The organism is Streptomyces sp. NPDC046859 (assembly GCF_040645135.1).
Taxonomy (GTDB): Bacteria; Actinomycetota; Actinomycetes; order Streptomycetales; family Streptomycetaceae; genus Streptomyces.
On the sequence record NZ_JBEYXR010000006.1, the window covers coordinates 335,919 to 350,895 of the forward strand.

15 protein-coding genes and 3 tRNA genes are annotated in these 14,977 nt (G+C 74.3%); 14 read left to right on the forward strand and 4 right to left on the reverse strand.

Translation table 11 applies throughout. The annotated features are described in order from the left end of the window. Positions 1 to 15 precede the first annotated feature (15 nt). From ABZ899_RS12040 to ABZ899_RS12055, 4 genes are read left to right on the forward strand one after another with little or no spacing between them, the layout of a single operon-like run. Entirely contained in the window at positions 16 to 921 is a 906-nt protein-coding gene (locus tag ABZ899_RS12040) for a hypothetical protein (RefSeq protein ID WP_361344633.1), read from the forward strand. Then, entirely contained in the window at positions 918 to 1,127 is a 210-nt protein-coding gene (locus ABZ899_RS12045; RefSeq protein WP_361344493.1) for a Trm112 family protein, read from the forward strand. Before ABZ899_RS12040 ends, ABZ899_RS12045 begins: the two co-directional genes overlap by 4 nt. A gap of 28 nt (positions 1,128 to 1,155) precedes the next feature. Beyond that, positions 1,156 to 2,079, forward strand: coding sequence for an FkbM family methyltransferase (locus tag ABZ899_RS12050; protein WP_361344496.1), 924 nt, complete (start codon positions 1,156 to 1,158; stop codon positions 2,077 to 2,079). Continuing rightward, positions 2,036 to 2,557: a hypothetical protein gene (locus tag ABZ899_RS12055; RefSeq protein WP_361344499.1), complete on the forward strand. Its 522-nt coding sequence runs from the start codon at positions 2,036 to 2,038 to the stop codon at positions 2,555 to 2,557. Before ABZ899_RS12050 ends, ABZ899_RS12055 begins: the two co-directional genes overlap by 44 nt. Here ABZ899_RS12055 and ABZ899_RS12060 read toward each other — a convergent pair. Further along, the gene (locus ABZ899_RS12060) at positions 2,554 to 3,423 is read right to left on the reverse strand and encodes a hypothetical protein (RefSeq protein WP_361344502.1); all 870 of its coding nucleotides are present in this window, start codon (positions 3,421 to 3,423) and stop codon (positions 2,554 to 2,556) included. The two genes, ABZ899_RS12055 and ABZ899_RS12060, sit on opposite strands and share 4 nt — an antisense overlap. A gap of 138 nt (positions 3,424 to 3,561) precedes the next feature. On the opposite strand from ABZ899_RS12060, the gene ABZ899_RS12065 reads away from it, so the two are divergent. The 8 genes from ABZ899_RS12065 to ABZ899_RS12100 all read left to right on the forward strand — a co-directional run bounded on the left by ABZ899_RS12065 (position 3,562) and on the right by ABZ899_RS12100 (position 12,404). Then, positions 3,562 to 3,789 carry a hypothetical protein gene (locus ABZ899_RS12065; protein ID WP_361344639.1) on the forward strand — a complete coding sequence of 76 codons (228 nt, stop codon included), beginning with the start codon at positions 3,562 to 3,564 and terminating at the stop codon, positions 3,787 to 3,789. A gap of 41 nt (positions 3,790 to 3,830) precedes the next feature. After that, positions 3,831 to 4,271, forward strand: coding sequence for a hypothetical protein (locus tag ABZ899_RS12070; RefSeq protein ID WP_361344505.1), 441 nt, complete (start codon positions 3,831 to 3,833; stop codon positions 4,269 to 4,271). A gap of 75 nt (positions 4,272 to 4,346) precedes the next feature. Next, positions 4,347 to 5,789: an acyl-CoA synthetase gene (locus tag ABZ899_RS12075; protein WP_361344507.1), complete on the forward strand. Its 1,443-nt coding sequence runs from the start codon at positions 4,347 to 4,349 to the stop codon at positions 5,787 to 5,789. Next, positions 5,786 to 7,132, forward strand: a complete 1,347-nt coding sequence (locus ABZ899_RS12080; protein ID WP_361344510.1) for a carboxyl transferase domain-containing protein — start codon at positions 5,786 to 5,788, stop codon at positions 7,130 to 7,132. The genes ABZ899_RS12075 and ABZ899_RS12080 overlap by 4 nt, the downstream gene beginning before the upstream one ends. Positions 7,133 to 7,415: 283 nt before the next feature. Then, a complete protein-coding gene (locus ABZ899_RS12085) occupies positions 7,416 to 8,450 on the forward strand; it encodes a rod shape-determining protein (protein WP_361344513.1) in 1,035 nt (344 codons plus the stop codon). 345 nt (positions 8,451 to 8,795) lie between these two features. Then, complete coding sequence (locus tag ABZ899_RS12090; protein WP_361344516.1) at positions 8,796 to 9,080, forward strand: DUF1876 domain-containing protein; 285 nt, start codon at positions 8,796 to 8,798, stop codon at positions 9,078 to 9,080. A 249-nt stretch (positions 9,081 to 9,329) separates the two neighbouring features. After that, positions 9,330 to 10,448, forward strand: coding sequence for a DUF475 domain-containing protein (locus tag ABZ899_RS12095; protein WP_361344519.1), 1,119 nt, complete (start codon positions 9,330 to 9,332; stop codon positions 10,446 to 10,448). Positions 10,449 to 10,664: 216 nt separating this feature from the next. Next, positions 10,665 to 12,404 carry a VanW family protein gene (locus ABZ899_RS12100; RefSeq protein ID WP_361344522.1) on the forward strand — a complete coding sequence of 580 codons (1,740 nt, stop codon included), beginning with the start codon at positions 10,665 to 10,667 and terminating at the stop codon, positions 12,402 to 12,404. A gap of 46 nt (positions 12,405 to 12,450) precedes the next feature. Here the strand turns inward: ABZ899_RS12100 and ABZ899_RS12105 are convergent. The 3 genes from ABZ899_RS12105 to ABZ899_RS12115 all read right to left on the reverse strand — a co-directional run bounded on the left by ABZ899_RS12105 (position 12,451) and on the right by ABZ899_RS12115 (position 12,858). Then, positions 12,451 to 12,527: transfer RNA gene (locus ABZ899_RS12105), tRNA-Ile, on the reverse strand. A gap of 180 nt (positions 12,528 to 12,707) precedes the next feature. Next, positions 12,708 to 12,780, reverse strand: a tRNA-Asn gene (locus ABZ899_RS12110). Positions 12,781 to 12,785: 5 nt separating this feature from the next. Next, positions 12,786 to 12,858, reverse strand: a tRNA-Asn gene (locus ABZ899_RS12115). 160 nt (positions 12,859 to 13,018) lie between these two features. Here ABZ899_RS12115 and ABZ899_RS12120 point away from each other — a divergent pair. Then, on the forward strand, positions 13,019 to 13,327 hold the full coding sequence (locus tag ABZ899_RS12120) for a YtxH domain-containing protein (RefSeq protein WP_361344525.1): 309 nt from the start codon (positions 13,019 to 13,021) through the stop codon (positions 13,325 to 13,327). 47 nt (positions 13,328 to 13,374) lie between these two features. Next, a complete protein-coding gene (locus ABZ899_RS12125) occupies positions 13,375 to 14,823 on the forward strand; it encodes an FGGY family carbohydrate kinase (RefSeq protein ID WP_361344528.1) in 1,449 nt (482 codons plus the stop codon). Positions 14,824 to 14,977: the final 154 nt, after the last annotated feature.

Below are 14,977 nucleotides of genomic sequence, written 5' to 3' on the forward strand. Positions count from 1 at the left end.
ACCATGTGGTGGGGAGTGGCGGCGGCCCTGTTGGCGAACACCCTGTACAGCGTCGGGTTCGTGCTGGAGAAGCGGGCGCTGGGCTCCCTGCCGGAGGTGACGATCCGGCAGCCGGCCAGACTGCTGGGGCTGGTGCTGCGCAGTCCGCTATGGGTCGGCGGGTCGCTCTCGCTGGCCGCCGGGTTCGGAGCGCAGCTCGCGGTGTACCGGACGCTTCCGGTCGCGGCCGCGCAGGGCATCTTCGTCTCCGGTCTGGTGCTGCTGGTCCTGCTGTCGGCGCGGCTGCTGGGCGAGGAGACGACCGCGCGGGAGCGGTACGCGCTGGCCGCGATCCTGCTCGCCCTGCTCATGGTCGTGCTGTCCCTGAAGGAGGGCTCGGACCGGGTCGGCCGGGATGCCCCGTACCCGCTCATCCTGCTGGTGTGCGTGCCCTCCCTGGCGGCGGGCGTGTGGCTGTACGGCTCCGCCGAGCGGCGCAGCCGGCACCGGCACCGCATGCCGACGACCGGTGTCGAGTACGGCGTGGCGGTGGGGCTGCTGTACGGGGTCAGCTCGCTGGCCATCAAGGGCGTGTCGAGCCGGCTGTCCTGGAGCGGTCCCGGCGCCGCGCTGCTCGACCTGCTGCGCTCCCCGTACCCGTATCTGCTGCTGTTCACCGGGGCGTTCGGGCTGGTCATGTCACAGGCGGCGTTGCAGCGCTGCCGGGCCTCGCTGATCGTGCCGGTGTGCACGACGGTGACCTGCCTGTACACGGCGGTGCTCGGCACGCTCTCGTTCGGCGAGTCCCTGCCCCACGACCCGGCGCGGCTCGCGCTGCGTCTCGCGGGCACGGTGCTCGCCGTCGCCGTACTGCTGGCCATGCCCAGGCACGACCCGGCTCCTCAACCCCCCATCGGTGCCAAGGAGTTGACACCCCCATGAGACCCGACGACCCGCTGCTCCAGATCCTGGCCTGCCCGCTGGACAAAGGCCCCTTGCGTCTCGTACCGCCGGACGAGGCCCTCTACAACCCGCGGCTGCGGCGGCGCTATCCGATCGTGGACGGCGTCCCGCAGCTGCTGCCGGACTCCGGTGAGCAGGTCACCGACGACGAGCACGAGGCCCTGCTGAGACGGCTCGCCCCCTGACCGCCCCGACGACGACCCGGACGGACCCATGACCCCCACCCTCACGGCCCGGCTGGCGCCGTTGCTGCCCGCGCGGCTGGTCGCCGCGACAGCGCGGGCCGTCTACCCGCGCTTCGAACCGGAGCTGGCCCGGCTGGGCGAGCTGTGCCCGCCGGACTGCGGCACGGCGGTGGACGTCGGCGGCTGGTACGGCCCCTGGACCCGCCGGCTGTGCGGCCGGGCCCGGCAGGTGGTGGCCGTCGAACCGGTCCCCCGGCTGGCGCGGCTGCTCGCCGCGGGCGCCCCGGCGAACCTGCGCGTGGTGCGGGCCGCCGCGGCCGACCGCCCCGGCACGGCACGGCTGTGGCTGCCGCCGGACGACCAGGGCGACCGGGGCGTGTCGTCGCTGGTGCGCCGGGACATCCACGGGCAGGCGCTGTGGGTGCCCTGTGTCGCCCTGGACGATCTGGGGCTGCGGGACGTCGGCTTCGTCAAGATCGACGTGGACGGCGCCGAACTGGCCGTCCTGCGCGGCGCGACCGGCATCCTCGCCCGGGACCGGCCCGCCGTGTTCGTGGAGCTGGAGTCGCGTATCCAGCCGACCGGCCCGGTCCTGACCTATCTGTCGATGCTCGGCTACGAGGGCTGGGTGCTGCCGGGCCGTTCCTGGGTGCCGCTGGCGTCGTTCCCGCTGGAGGCGCACCAGGCGGCGACGTCGCACGTCGTCGCGCTGGGCCTGCTGCGCCGGGTGCTGCCGTTCCGCGGGCCCCGCTACGTCAACTCGGTGCTGTTCCTGCCCGACGGCCGCCGTCCTGGCGGGCCGGTGCGCGAGCATGGGTCCCATGTCCTCAGCGAAGCGCCCCGCCGGCGGACCGCATGCCGCCGGTCCGTTCACCCCGCTGCACTTCCAGCTCGTCCTGCTGCGCCGGATGGCCGACTACAACCCCGGTCCGGTCGAGGACGCACGCCGTGAGCTGGGGGTGTCGTTGGCCGAGATGCGAGAGGCGAACAAGCGCTGGCAGGCGATGGTCCGCTCGCCCCGGGCGCGCGGCTCCGCCGCCCGCTACCGCTCGGTGCTGGGCGCGCCCGAGTCGGTGCTGTCCCGCAGGGTCGGCGATCTGGACTGCGAGGCGTGGCGGTGGCCGGTGCCGCTGTGGCCGACGCTGCGGTTCGAGGTGCTGCTGGCGCCGGGCGGGGCGGTGTGGAACGAGTGGCTGGTGCGCGCCCCGGACGCCCCGGCGCCGGTGCTGCGCACCCTGGACGACCTCACGCCCTGGTCGTGCACGGTCGACGAGGTGGCCCGCGCCTTCCCGCCGGCCCGCCCGCTGGAGGGCAGCGCCCCGACCCGCTGGGGTCTGGCGTTCACGGCACCGGACGGTTCGGGGGTGCCGCGGGAGGTGACCGCCGAGTTCACCTGGGGCCTGCTGCAGCGGGTGGCGGTCGCCGACTAGCGTGCGGCGGCCAGGATCGCCTCGGTGACGCGGGGCACCGAGCCCGGGTGCACGGACAGGAACAGGTTCGGCTCGACGAGTTCGAGTTCCATCACCTGCGGCCGCCCGTCGTCCCCGTCGACGAGGTCCACGCGCGCGTAGAGCAGCCCGGCCGCGTCCGGTACGGCTGCCAGGGCACGGTCGGCGACGTCCCGTTCGGCCGGGGTGGGCGCCCAGGGCTCCAGGCCCGGATGGGCCACCTTGCGCTGGTCGTAGGGCGTGCCGGCGGTGAGGACGGCGCCTTTGCGGCTGGCGTGCAGCAGGCGCCCGCCGTAGTACTGCAGCGCCCGCTCGCCGCCGGTGTCGATGGCCCGCGCATAGGGCTGGACCATCGCGGTGAGGCCGTCGGCGTGCATCCGGGCCAGCTGCCGCAGCGCGGTGCCGTGCTCGTGCGGCGCGTAGCGGGCGGCGAACCGGGCGCCCGCGCCGGACGTGGGCTTCACGACGAACTCGTGCCCGTCGGGCAGGCCGGGGCTGTCGCCGGGGGCGACGTAGCGGGTGGGTACGACGGGGAGGCCGGCCGCCGCGAGGTCGCCGAGGTAGCGCTTGTCGGCGTTCCAGCGCACCACGGCCGCCGGGTTGGCGAGCCGGGTCGCGGCGCCGCACCGCGCGGCCCAGTCGAGGAACTCGGCGGCCCGCCAGCTGTAGTCCCACGTGGAGCGGATCACCGCGAGGTCGTACGCGCCCCAGTCGACGCCGTCGTCGTCCCAGAACACGGCGTCGGCGCCGGCGCCCGCCTCGTGCAGGGCGCGCACCAGCACCGGCAGGTCCCGGTCCTCGCTGACGTCGGGCCGGGGACGGCAGGTGACCAGGGCTATGCGGGGCACGGCGGGCTCCTCCGGGCGGGGGGGCGGACGGGGCGCTGCGCAGGCTAACAAGCGCGCGGGAGGGAACCGGGGCGGGCTGCTTGACCTTCCCCTTCGGGGAAGCCGCAGCATCGGTGCGAACGACCGAGGGGGAACCGGATGCGCGAGGACGAGCTGACGATCGGGGCCTTCGCCCGGGCCTGCCGGCTGTCGCCGAAGGCCCTGCGGCTCTACGACGAACTGCGGCTGCTGCGGCCGCGCGGGCTGCTCGCCTCCGCCGACGGCCCCGACGACGCCGTACGGGCCCTCATCGGGGCGGCGAACGATGCCGGCGGCCCGGACAACGTCAGCTGTGTGGTGGCGGACGTGGTGGACCGCGCGGCCTGACCGCGCCCCGGGCGGGCGTCCCGTACGGCAGGATCGGTGCCATGTCGCTCGCCGGAACGGACGCCTACGGCACGGAAGTCGAGCTCCCGCCGCTGGTCGCGCGCGCCCTCGCCGCGGCCCGCGCCCACGGGTTCGCCCACTCCTGCCGCCCGGAGCAGGGCCGGCTGCTGTACGCCCTCGCGGGCGGCGCCGAGCGGCTCATCGGTGAGACGGGCACGGGCTGCGGGGTGGGCCTGGCCTGGCTCGCGGAGGGCGCCCGGCCGGGGGTGCGGCTGGTCAGTGCGGAGCGCGACGCGGAGCGGGCCCGCCTCGCCGCCGAGGTCTTCGCCGGCCGTCCGGAGGTGGAGATCCTGCACGGCGACTGGCGGCGGATCGGGGACCGGGAGCGTTTCTTCCGGCAGTTGATGGTGTACGGAGGGATCGTGGTGGCCGTGGTGCCCGCGGTGGTGTGGCTGGCGATGGTCGTACCGGGCTGGGCGTAGCCCGGCGTCCCGGTGCACGGTGTCCGTCGGGCGGTCAGCCGGCCGTCCCCGTCGAGCAGTCAAGGAGTACGACGCGTGTCCTCTCTCTTCCCGGCCCTCGTGGACGCCCCGGCGGGGCGGGCCGCCCTGCGGTTCGGCGACCGCGCCCTGGCCTACGGCGAGCTCGGCGCCGCCGCCGGTGCCCTCGCCGCGCGGATCGGCGGCGCGGGCCGCGTCGCGGTGTGGGCGACGCCCGCGCTGGAGACCGCCGTGGCGGTGGTGGCGGCGCTGGAGGCGGGGGTCGCCGCCGTCCCGCTCAACCCGAGCTCCGGCGACCGGGAGCTCGGGCACATCCTGTCCGACAGCGCGCCCTCGGCGGTGCTCGCCGCCCCGGGCGACGAACTGCCCGCCCCGCTGGCCGGTCTGGAACGCGTCGACGTCGACGTGCGCGCCTCGGGCGTACTGCCCGGCACCGAGGTGCCCGACGGGGAGGCTGCGCTGGTCGTCTACACCTCCGGCACCACCGGCCCGCCCAAGGGCGCCGTGATCCCGCGCCGGGCCGTCGCGCACACCCTGGACGCGCTCGCGGACGCCTGGGGGTGGACCGGCGAGGACGTCCTCGTTCACGGCCTGCCGCTGTTCCATGTGCACGGTCTCGTCCTCGGCGTGCTCGGCCCGCTGCGCCGCGGCGGATCGCTGCGCCACCTCGGCCGGTTCGGCACCGAGGGGGTGGCCCGGGAACTGGACGACGGCGCGACCATGCTGTTCGGCGTGCCGACGATGTACCACCGGATCGCGCAGGCGCTGCCGGGTGAGCCCGGCCTGGCACAGGCGCTGGGCAGGGCCAGGCTGCTCGTCTCGGGCTCCGCGGCGCTCCCCGTCCACGACCACGAGCGGATCACCGCCGCGACCGGGCAGCGGGTCGTCGAGCGGTACGGCATGACGGAGACGCTGATGAACACCAGCGTCCGCGCCGACGGCGAACGCCGTGCCGGCACGGTCGGTGTGCCGCTGCCCGGGGTGGAGCTGCGGCTGGTCGAGGAGGACGGCACCCCCCTGACGTCGTACGACGGCGAGAGCGTCGGCGAGATCCAGGTGCGCGGCCCCAACCTGTTCACCGGGTACCTGAACCGGCCCGACGCCACGCGGGACGCCTTCACGGCGGACGGCTGGTTCCGCACCGGTGACATGGCGGTGCGCGACCCCGACGGCTACGTCCGCATCGTCGGCCGCAAGGCCACCGACCTGATCAAGAGCGGCGGGTACAAGATCGGCGCCGGGGAGATCGAGAACGCCCTGCTGGAGCACCCCGGGGTGCGGGAGGCGGCCGTCACCGGGGAGCCGGACCCGGACCTCGGCGAGCGGATCGTGGCCTGGGTGGTCCCGGCGGACCCCGAGGCGCCCCCGTCGGCCGAGGAACTGGCGGACCACGTCGCCGGGCGGCTCGCCCCGCACAAGCGCCCGCGCCGCGTGCACCACCTCGACGTCCTGCCCCGCAACGACATGGGGAAGATCATGAAGCGGGCGCTGGGCGCATGACGGAACGCCTGACGGCACGCCAGGTCATCGCCCTGGTGGCCGAGGACTTCACCGAACTGCGCCCCGAGGACGGCGGCCCGCCCCCCGGCGACCGCCCCGACGGCCCACTGGACTGGGAGGGCTACGGCGAGGCCCGCGCCCGCGCCGCCGCCCGCACCGGCGAGCAGGAGTCCGTGGTGTGCGGCACCGGCGTCGTCGAAGGCACCCGCGCGATGCTGATCGCCTTCGAGTTCGGCTATCTCGGCGGCTCGCTCGGCGTACGCACCGGCGACCGGCTGGAGGCGGCGTACCGGCACGCCCGCGCCCACCGGCTCCCGGTGGTGCCGCTGGTGGCGACGGGCGGCAGCCGGATGCAGGAGGGCATGGCCGCCCTCACCCAACTCCAGCGGGTGGCACGGCAGTCGGCGCTCACCCGGGAGGCCGGGCTGGCGCAGATCGCGGTGCTGCGGGACCCGACGACCGGCGGCGGCTGGGCGACGCTCGGCGCGGGCGCCGACGTGACGCTCGCGCTGCCCGGCGCCCAGATCGGCTTCGCGGGCTCCCGGGTCCGCCCGCCGGACGCGGACCCGGCCGCGTACACGGCCGAGGCCCAGCTGGCGTCCGGCGCGGTGGACGCGCTGGTCCGGCCGGGCCGGCTGCGCCATGAACTGGGCCGCTGGCTGCGGCTGCTGACGGCGCCCTCCGGCGAGGCGGCTCCCCCGCCGCGCGCGCTCGGCGGCGACACCGGGGCGCCGGGCTCGGGCCGGGACGCCGTGCGGCGCGCCCGTGCCCCCGAACGCCCGCGTGCGGCACGCTATCTGGACGCCTACTTCACGCACCGCGTCCCCCTCACCGGCGACCGCTGCGGCGGCGCGGATCCCGAGGGCGTGCTGTGCGGCTTCGGCGAACACGAGGGCCGGACGGTCGCGTACGCCGCGCAGACCGGGACGGCCACCCGGCCCGCCGGATACCGCACCGCCGCCCGGCTGATCCGGCTCGCCGACCGGCTCGGCATCCCGGTGCTCACCCTGGTCGACACGCCGGGCGCCGCGAACGACGCGGAGGCGGAGCGCGAGGGCGTCGGCGCGGCCGTCGCGGACCTCTTCACGGTGCTGGCGTCGGTCCGCACCCCGGTGACGACCCTGCTGATCGGCGAGGGCGGCTCCGGGGGCGCGCTCGCCCTCGCGGCCCCGGGCAACACCTGGGCCACACCGGACAGCTACTTCTCGGTGATCGCGCCGGAGCTCGCGGCGGCCATCCTCAAGCGCGGCCCGGACGAGGTGGACGCGACGGCGGACCAGCTCCGCCTGCGGCCGCAGGACCTCGTCGAGGCGGGGCTGGTCCGGGGCGTCGTCGAAGGGTAGGCGGACTCCCCCTGGGAGCACCCCAGGGGGACGGGGCGGCCGTACCCGAACCGGTCCCGCTCCCCGCGCTCCGACACGCCTCCTGACGCTCCCTCAGGGACAGAACCCCCCATTCAGCGGCACCCCGCCCGGCCCCCTCCGGAGTGCGCCCGGCACCCGGCGGCACGCACGATGCGAGGGAGGCCGCCACACGTACGGCCTTGCGACACCACGACCACGCACCCCACGCGAGGCCCGCCACCCACCCGGCGGACCCATGGTCTGCGCTCTCGGGAGGACCGCCATGACCGCCACGCTGGAGCAGCTGCGACGCTGCCACTTCGCCGTCGACCTGGGGGCGGCCAGGACCCGCGTCTATGTGAAGGGCGCCGGGCTCGTCGTCGACCAGCCCTCCGCCGCCGCCGTCAACACCCGCACCGGCGCGCTCATCGCGGTCGGCGAGTTCGCGGAGCGGATGACCGGCCGCACCCCGGACTACATCCGCGTCGTGCGGCCCGTCTCCGGGGGCACCGTCGTCGACATCGAGATGGCGCAGCGCATGCTGCGGCATCTGCTGGGCGACAAGATGCGCCGCAGTCTGCGCCGCAGGCCCTTCCTGCGGGCCGCCGTCTGCACCCCGCACGACGCCGATCCGCTCGCCCAGCGCGCCGCCATCGAGACGCTGGTCGGCCTCGGCGCCCGCCGGGTGGAGCTGGTGGACACCCTGATCGCCGCCGCCGTCGGCTGCGGACTGCCCGTGGAGCAGCCCGAGGCCAGCATGATCATGGTGTGCGGGGCCGCCGCGACCGAGGTGGCCGTGCTGTCGCTGGGCAACATCGTGACGGCCGAGCGGATCCGGGTCGGCGGCGAGGCCGTGGACCACGCGATCGTGCAGCACCTGCGGCACGAGCACGAACTGATGCTGCCCAGCCAGAACGTGCGGCCGCTCCAGCTCGCGCTGTCCGGCAACGGGCTCACCTCGCAGGGCCCCACCTCCACGGAGATCCACGGCCGGGACGTCTGCACCGGGCTCGCCCGGTCCGTGAAGGTCGACACCGCGGCCGTGCGGGACGCCATCCAGACTCCGCTCACCGCCGTCCTGGACAGCATCGGCAAGGTGCTGCGGGACTGCCCGCCGGACCTGGTCGCCGACCTCGCCGACCGCGGGATCATGATGGTCGGCGGCAGCGCCCTGCTCCCCGGCTTCGACGAGATGCTGCGGCAGGCCACCAGCATGCCGGTGCACATCGCCGAACGGCCCGACATCTGCGCCGTGCAGGGCCTCGGCACCATGCTGGAGGGCATGATCGAGCCGCTGGAGCTGGACCCGGCGACCTGAGCCGGTCAGTACGGAAGGATCCGGCCCGAGGGAGTGCGCCGGTCGATCTCGCCCCGGGTGTCACGGGGAGCGGCCGGCCGGCGGGTGACCCGAACGCGTACGTACGTCTGGCCCTTCATGGCGCCCTCCTGGTCCGTCGGGTCCGTTGCGACCAGCCTTCTCTTCGCAACCTTTCGGCACATCGTGCCCACGCAGGCAGTTGTCATGCCTGCGCGGTGGGAGCGGTTGGGAGCGGACGTGCTCCCGTGGGAGGAGACGGCCCCCCGAGAGGGGGTGGGGTGGACCCGGCCGGGGGAACAGGCGCACGCTCGTGCGTAGGGACCTCCTCCCACGGAAGTGATCGCGATGGACGACAAGAACTGGACCGTCCGTATCCACATCACCGAGGACGGTGACGACACCCTCGCCGAAGCCCTGCTGACCACCCCGGACACGTCGACCGTCACCGGCCGGGGCACGGCCCACCGCAACCCCGACGACCGCAGCATCCCCGAGATCGGCGACGAGCTGGCCGCCTGCCGCGCCCTGAAGGACCTGGCGCTCCGGCTGCACGACGTGGCCTCCGACGACATCGTCGCGCTGGTCGGCCCGGCCGAACGCACGACGGGAGGCGCCTGGGAACGTCCCTGAACCGGCGACGGGCCTCACGGGTGAGGGCCGCCGGGCCGGGGCGGTCCCGTGTCGCACCCGGTTTACACCGTGATCCGCCTGGTACTGGTGGGGCCGTCGGCAGTCCGGCTCGTCGTCCGTCCGCCGCGCGCGCCCAGCGCCGCCCGACCCCCTGGAGACCGTGATGCCCCTCGTGGCCGGCCCTCGCCCGCCCTCCCCCGGCGCGGCACGCGCCCCGCTCGCCCCCGCAGCGAACGCGGCGGTCCGCCGATGCTGCTGAGGACCTTCGGCTGGTCGATGGGCGTCACCGTGGTCGGCCTCGTCCTCGCGGCGTGGCTGTGGGGCTGGGAGGCGCTCGGGGTCGTGCTGATCCTGTCCGTGCTGGAGATCTCGCTGTCCTTCGACAACGCGGTCGTCAACGCCGGGATCCTGAAGCGGATGAACGCCTTCTGGCAGCGGATCTTCCTGACCGTCGGCGTGCTGATCGCCGTGTTCGGCATGCGGCTGGTGTTCCCGGTCGTGATCGTCGCCATCAGTGCCCGGGTCGGGCCCGCCGAGGCCGTGCGGCTGGCGGTGGACGATCCGGACCGCTACGAGGCCCTCGTCACCGACGCGCACCCGGCGATCGCCGCGTTCGGCGGCATGTTCCTGCTGATGATCTTCCTGGACTTCGTCCTGGAGGAGCGGGAGATCACCTGGCTGACCCGGCTGGAGCGCCCCCTGGCGCGGCTCGGGCGGATCGACCGGCTGGCGCCCTGTGCGGCGCTGATCGTGCTGCTGGTCGCGGCCATGACGGTCGCCGGGCACGCGCACGTCAGCGGGGGCCACGCGGACAAGGCGGCCACGGTCCTGCTCGCCGGGGTCGCGGGACTGATCACCTATCTCGCCGTGGGCGGTCTGTCCTCGTACTTCGAGCACCGCCTGGAGGCGGAGGAGGAACGCGAGCACGAGGAGGAGCGGCGGGCCCGGGCCGAGGGCGGACGGCCGGTGGCCGCGCTCGCCGGCAAGGCGGCGTTCTTCCTCTTCCTCTATCTGGAGGTGCTGGACGCGTCGTTCTCCTTCGACGGCGTGATCGGCGCCTTCGCCATCACCAACCACATCTTCTGGATGGCGCTCGGCCTGGGCATCGGCGCCCTCTACGTCCGGTCGCTCACGGTCTACCTGGTCCGCCAGGGCACCCTCGACGACTACGTGTACCTGGAGCACGGCGCCCACTACGCCATCGGCGCCCTCGCCGTGATCCTGCTGGTCACCATCCAGTACCAGATCAGCGAGATCATCACCGGCCTGGTCGGCGTGGTGCTGATCGTCTCGTCCTTCCTGGCGTCCGTCCGCCGCAACAGGGCGCTCGCGGCGGCCGGAGGCGAGGAGGCCCGGACGGACAGGTGAGAACCCTCACGCACCGAGTGGGGTGTGGACGGCCCCGGGGCGTGTCCCCGGGGCCGTCCGGCGTCCGGGCGGCTACGGCGCAGGCGTGATCCGGACCATACGTGGTGTTCGGCATAGGCGTTTTCATCCCCTTGTGGCTAGCTGGATGTGTTTGCCTTCGAGCGCAGCGCCGCATCGCGCTGCGCTCCGTCCAGCACTCGTCCGCCCGGGAGACCCATGCGTCTGCGCGCCCCCTCATCGCCGCGAAAGGGCCCGTCGTCCCGCGTGGCCTCCGTCCGTCCGTACGTCCTGGCCGGCGGCACCCTGGCCGTGGGCCTCGGCGGCCTGTATCTCGCGGGGCTCCTCGCGGCGGGCGGGGACATAGAGGACGGGACGACCGTGCGGGGCGTGGACATCGGCGGGCTGAGCCGCGCCGACGCCGTGCACAGGCTGGACGACCGCCTCGCGCCGGCCGCCGCCCGCAAGTTCCGTGTGACGGTCGGCGACCGCGAGGGCACCGTCGACCCCCGCCGGCTGGGCATCGCCTTCGACCACGAGCGGACCGTCGACCGGGCCAGCCGCAGCGGCGCCCTCGACCCGTTCACCGTGATCGGCGGCCTGTTCCGCTCGGGCGGCCCCGTCGAGCCCTCGGTGAGCGTCGACGAGGACAAGGCCCGCGCCGAACTGAAGAAGGTCGCGCGGGACGCCGACCAGAAGGTCCGCGAGGGCGCCGTCGTGTTCGGGGACGGCGAGGTCCGCACGGTCGCCCCGCACCCGGGGTACGCCCTGGACACGGACGCGGCGGTCGCCCCGCTGCGCGACGCCTTCCAGCGCGGCGACGCCCGTGCCGTCACCACGCTGCCGGCCCGCGCGGTCGCACCGAAGGTGACCGGACGCGAGCTCGACCGGGCGGTGCGCGAGTTCGCCCGTCCCGCCATGTCGGCGCCCGTCACGCTCACCGCCGCCGGGCACCGCTTCACCGTCGAGCAGCCCGTCCTCGGCCGGTACCTGACGATGCGCCCGGACGCCGCGGGCCGGCTCACGCCGAAGCTGGACGCGGCGGGGCTGCGCGCCGACCCGGCGGTGGCGAGGCCGCTGTCCGCCCTGCCCACCCGGGCCGCCAACGCCGAGCTGCGCCTGGTCGGCGACCGGGTCGGGGTCGCCGAGGACGGCCACGCGGGCCATGTGGTCACCGACAAGGCGCTGGGCAAGGCCGTGCTGCCGCTGCTGACGAGGCGGGGCGCCGCGCGCAGCGGCGAGATCGCCACACGGGTGAGCGAGCCTCAGGTGAGCCGGGCCAACGTGGAGCGGCTGGGCCTGCGCGAGCGGATGTCGTCGTTCACGGTCGACTTCGAGCCGGCGCCCTACCGCACCCGGAACATCGGCCGCGCGGTGGAGCTGATCAACGGCTCCGTCGTGATGCCCGGCGAGACGTGGAGCTTCAACCGCAGGGTCGGCGAACGCACCCCGGAGAACGGGTTCGTCGACGGCATCATGATCTTCGACGACGAGTTCAGGAAGGCGCCCGGCGGCGGTGTCTCCGCCGTCGCCACGACCGTCTTCAACGCGCTGTGGTTCGCGGGCGTCAAGCCGGTCGAGCACGGCGCCCACTCGTTCTACATCGAGCGCTACCCGGAGGGCCGGGAGGCCACGGTCGCCTGGGGCAGCCTGGACCTGCGCTTCACCAACGACTCCGGCCACGCCCTCTACATCCGGGCCGAGTCCACCGACCACTCGGTGACGGTGTCGTTCCTCGGCACCCGCAAGTACGACGAGATCGGCTCGGTGAAGGGCCCGCGCACCAACGTGAAGCAGCCGGAGCGGAAGGTCCTGAGCGGCGAGCGGTGCGTCCCGCAGACTCCACTGGAGGGATTCGACGTCACCGTGCAGCGGGTCTTCGTCCAGGACGGGCGGGTGGTGAAGCGGGAGCCGTTCCGTACGCACTACGACCCGCGGGACGAGATCATCTGCGAGTGATTCCCCGGCAACGGCCTGGTCGCATCGTTTCTGCACGGGTGGCGCCTGGTGGGGCGGGTGGGACTCGAACCCACGGCCGACGGATTATGAGTCCGCTGCTCTAACCGGCTGAGCTACCGCCCCATAGCGGCGTGTCGCGTACATGTGTGCGCGCCGTCTGCCGCAGCATAGCCGCTCATACGATCTCCTGCTTCGTATGGTCGACTTCGCATGCCCTGAAGGACACCGCCGCGACCTGCACGGTTCCCGCCGCAGGTGGGAAGGCATGAAAAAGGACCCCTTCGGGGGTCCTCGTTCAGCATGCTCCCCCGACTGGACTCGAACCAGTAACCTGCCGGTTAACAGCCGGCTGCTCTGCCAATTGAGCTACGGAGGACCGAGCTCCCCCGACTGGACTCGAACCAGTAACCTGCCGGTTAACAGCCGGCTGCTCTGCCAATTGAGCTACGGAGGAATGCCTCGTTGCATCGAACGTGCCTACCTGGGTATTCGCCAGGGGGCGTGCGCTCGCTGCGACACATACATTAGCGCAAGCAGGGGGGTGCTCCGCCAATCGGTTCCCCCCGGGGCGCCGACGCCGCATCAGGGACCTACGCAAGGGAAGGGTGGCCGCCATGCGATACCGGCTCACGTTCGTCATCGGACTCGCCGTCGGTTACGTGCTCGGCACTCGCGCCGGACGCGAGCGTTACGAGCAGTTGAAGAAGACGGCCCGGGAGATCTCCCACAACCCCGCGGTGCGCAACACCGCCGAGACGGCGGCCCAGCAGGGCCGTGTCTTCGCGGGCAAGGCGTACCACACGGTCAGCGACAAGGTCGGGGACCGCGTTCCCGCGGCCGTCGCCGATCGCGTCCGCGGCCTCCGCGACCGCAGTGCGCACAACGGAGGCGCCGGGGACGACTGGGGTACCAGCAACACCTGAGCGGCCCGTGGCCCGGACAGGCGCGGTACTGCGGCACAATCTGGGCCATGGGGATAGTCGCCGGGCTGGACAGTTCGCCCGATTTCACTCGCATCGTCGTCTGTGACACGGACTCGGGTGCCGTGCTCAGGCAGGGGTATGCCCCGCACCCGGTGGAGTCGCCGGACGGTGGGCGCCCCTCCGACGTCGACCCGCAGGCGTGGCTGCTCTCCCTCGGTGAGGCCGCCGGCGGCGGACTGCTGGAGGGCGTGCAGGCCATCGGCGTGTCCGCGCAGCAGAACGCCCTGGTGCCCGTGGACGCGCAGGGCAACACCGTGCGCCCCGCGATGGTCGGCGGCGACAAACGGGCCCAGGTCGCGGCGGCCGATCTGATCGACGCGCTCGGCGGGCGCGAGGCCTGGGCGCAGGCGGTGGGGTGCGTGCCGCAGGCGGCGCAGCCGGTCACCAAGCTGCGCTGGCTCGCCAAGACCGAGCCGGAGCACGCGGCGCGCACCGCCGTCCTGCTGCAGGCGCACGACTGGCTGGTGTGGCAACTGCTCGGCCGGCCGGTGCGGCGGACCACGGACCGGGGCGGGGCGTCCAGCACCGGCTACTGGTCGGCGGCGGGCGGCGCCTACCGTTCCGACCTGGTGGAGTTGGCGCTGGGCCACCCGGCCATGCTGCCCGAAGTGATCGGCCCCTCCCAGGCGGCCGGTACGACCCCGGAGGGACTGCTGATCTCCGCGGGGACGGGCGAGACCATGGCCGCCGCGTTCGGGCTCGGCATCGGGCTGGGCGACGCGGTCGTCTCGCTCGGCGCGTCCGGGTCCGTGATGGCCGTGCACCCCGAGGCGCTCGTGGACGGCTCCGGGATCATCACCTCCCTGGCCGACGCGACCGGTATGCATCTGCCCGTCGTCACCACGCTCAACGCGGTGCGCACGCTGCGCGGCACCGCCGAACTCCTCTCGCTGCCCGACCTGGAGAGCCTGTCCGACCTCGCGATGAAGTCGACGCCGGGCGCCCACGGGCTGGTGCTGCTGCCCTATCTGGAGGGTGAGCGGACGCCGAACCTGCCGCACACCGCGGGCACGCTGTCGGGGCTGCGCCGGGAGTCGATGAAGCCGGAGCACCTGGCGCGGGCGGCCTTCGAGGGCATGCTGTGCGGGCTCGCGGACGCGCTGGACGTGCTGCGCGGCCGGGGCGTGGAGGTGCGGCGGGTCTTCCTGCTGGGGGCGGCCGCCGAGCTGCCGGCCGTGCAGGCGGCGGCCCCGTCGCTGTTCGGGGCGCAGGTCGTCGTCCCGCAGCCCGCCGACTACGCGGCGATCGGCGCGGCCCGGCAGGCGGCGTGGGCGCTGGGTGCCACGCAGGGCACCCTCGACCCGCGGACCCCGCCGCTCTGGCAGGGCCCGGCGGCGCAGGTGCTGGAGCCCGGCGACGAGCTGGCGGTGGGCCAGGCGGTGCGGCAGCAGTTCGTGTCGGTGCGGGAGCAGACGCACCCCGGGGCGTTCCGGTAGGGCGCCGGGGAGGGCCGGGCGGGAGCGGAAGGTAAGAGACCGGTAGGAAGCGGCACCCGGAAGGCCGTACGGAGCGCCGCTGACGGCTTAATCGGTTGAGGTAACGCCGCGGGAGTGTCGCACGATAGGGGCCAGGGGCAACCAAGCCACCGCC

What these genes read in the sequence shown, in the direction of transcription:
- ABZ899_RS12045 (WP_361344493.1), top strand. Translation starts at nt 918, where the DNA reads ATGAGACCCGACGACCCGCTGCTCCAGATCCTGGCCTGCCCGCTGGAC.
- ABZ899_RS12050 (WP_361344496.1), top strand. Translation starts at nt 1,156, where the DNA reads ATGACCCCCACCCTCACGGCCCGGCTGGCGCCGTTGCTGCCCGCGCGG.
- ABZ899_RS12055 (WP_361344499.1), top strand. Translation starts at nt 2,036, where the DNA reads ATGGCCGACTACAACCCCGGTCCGGTCGAGGACGCACGCCGTGAGCTG.
- ABZ899_RS12065 (WP_361344639.1), top strand. Translation starts at nt 3,562, where the DNA reads ATGCGCGAGGACGAGCTGACGATCGGGGCCTTCGCCCGGGCCTGCCGG.
- ABZ899_RS12070 (WP_361344505.1), top strand. Translation starts at nt 3,831, where the DNA reads ATGTCGCTCGCCGGAACGGACGCCTACGGCACGGAAGTCGAGCTCCCG.
- ABZ899_RS12080 (WP_361344510.1), top strand. Translation starts at nt 5,786, where the DNA reads ATGACGGAACGCCTGACGGCACGCCAGGTCATCGCCCTGGTGGCCGAG.
- ABZ899_RS12085 (WP_361344513.1), top strand. Translation starts at nt 7,416, where the DNA reads ATGACCGCCACGCTGGAGCAGCTGCGACGCTGCCACTTCGCCGTCGAC.
- ABZ899_RS12090 (WP_361344516.1), top strand. Translation starts at nt 8,796, where the DNA reads ATGGACGACAAGAACTGGACCGTCCGTATCCACATCACCGAGGACGGT.
- ABZ899_RS12095 (WP_361344519.1), top strand. Translation starts at nt 9,330, where the DNA reads ATGCTGCTGAGGACCTTCGGCTGGTCGATGGGCGTCACCGTGGTCGGC.
- ABZ899_RS12100 (WP_361344522.1), top strand. Translation starts at nt 10,665, where the DNA reads ATGCGTCTGCGCGCCCCCTCATCGCCGCGAAAGGGCCCGTCGTCCCGC.
- ABZ899_RS12120 (WP_361344525.1), top strand. Translation starts at nt 13,019, where the DNA reads ATGCGATACCGGCTCACGTTCGTCATCGGACTCGCCGTCGGTTACGTG.
- ABZ899_RS12125 (WP_361344528.1), top strand. Translation starts at nt 13,375, where the DNA reads ATGGGGATAGTCGCCGGGCTGGACAGTTCGCCCGATTTCACTCGCATC.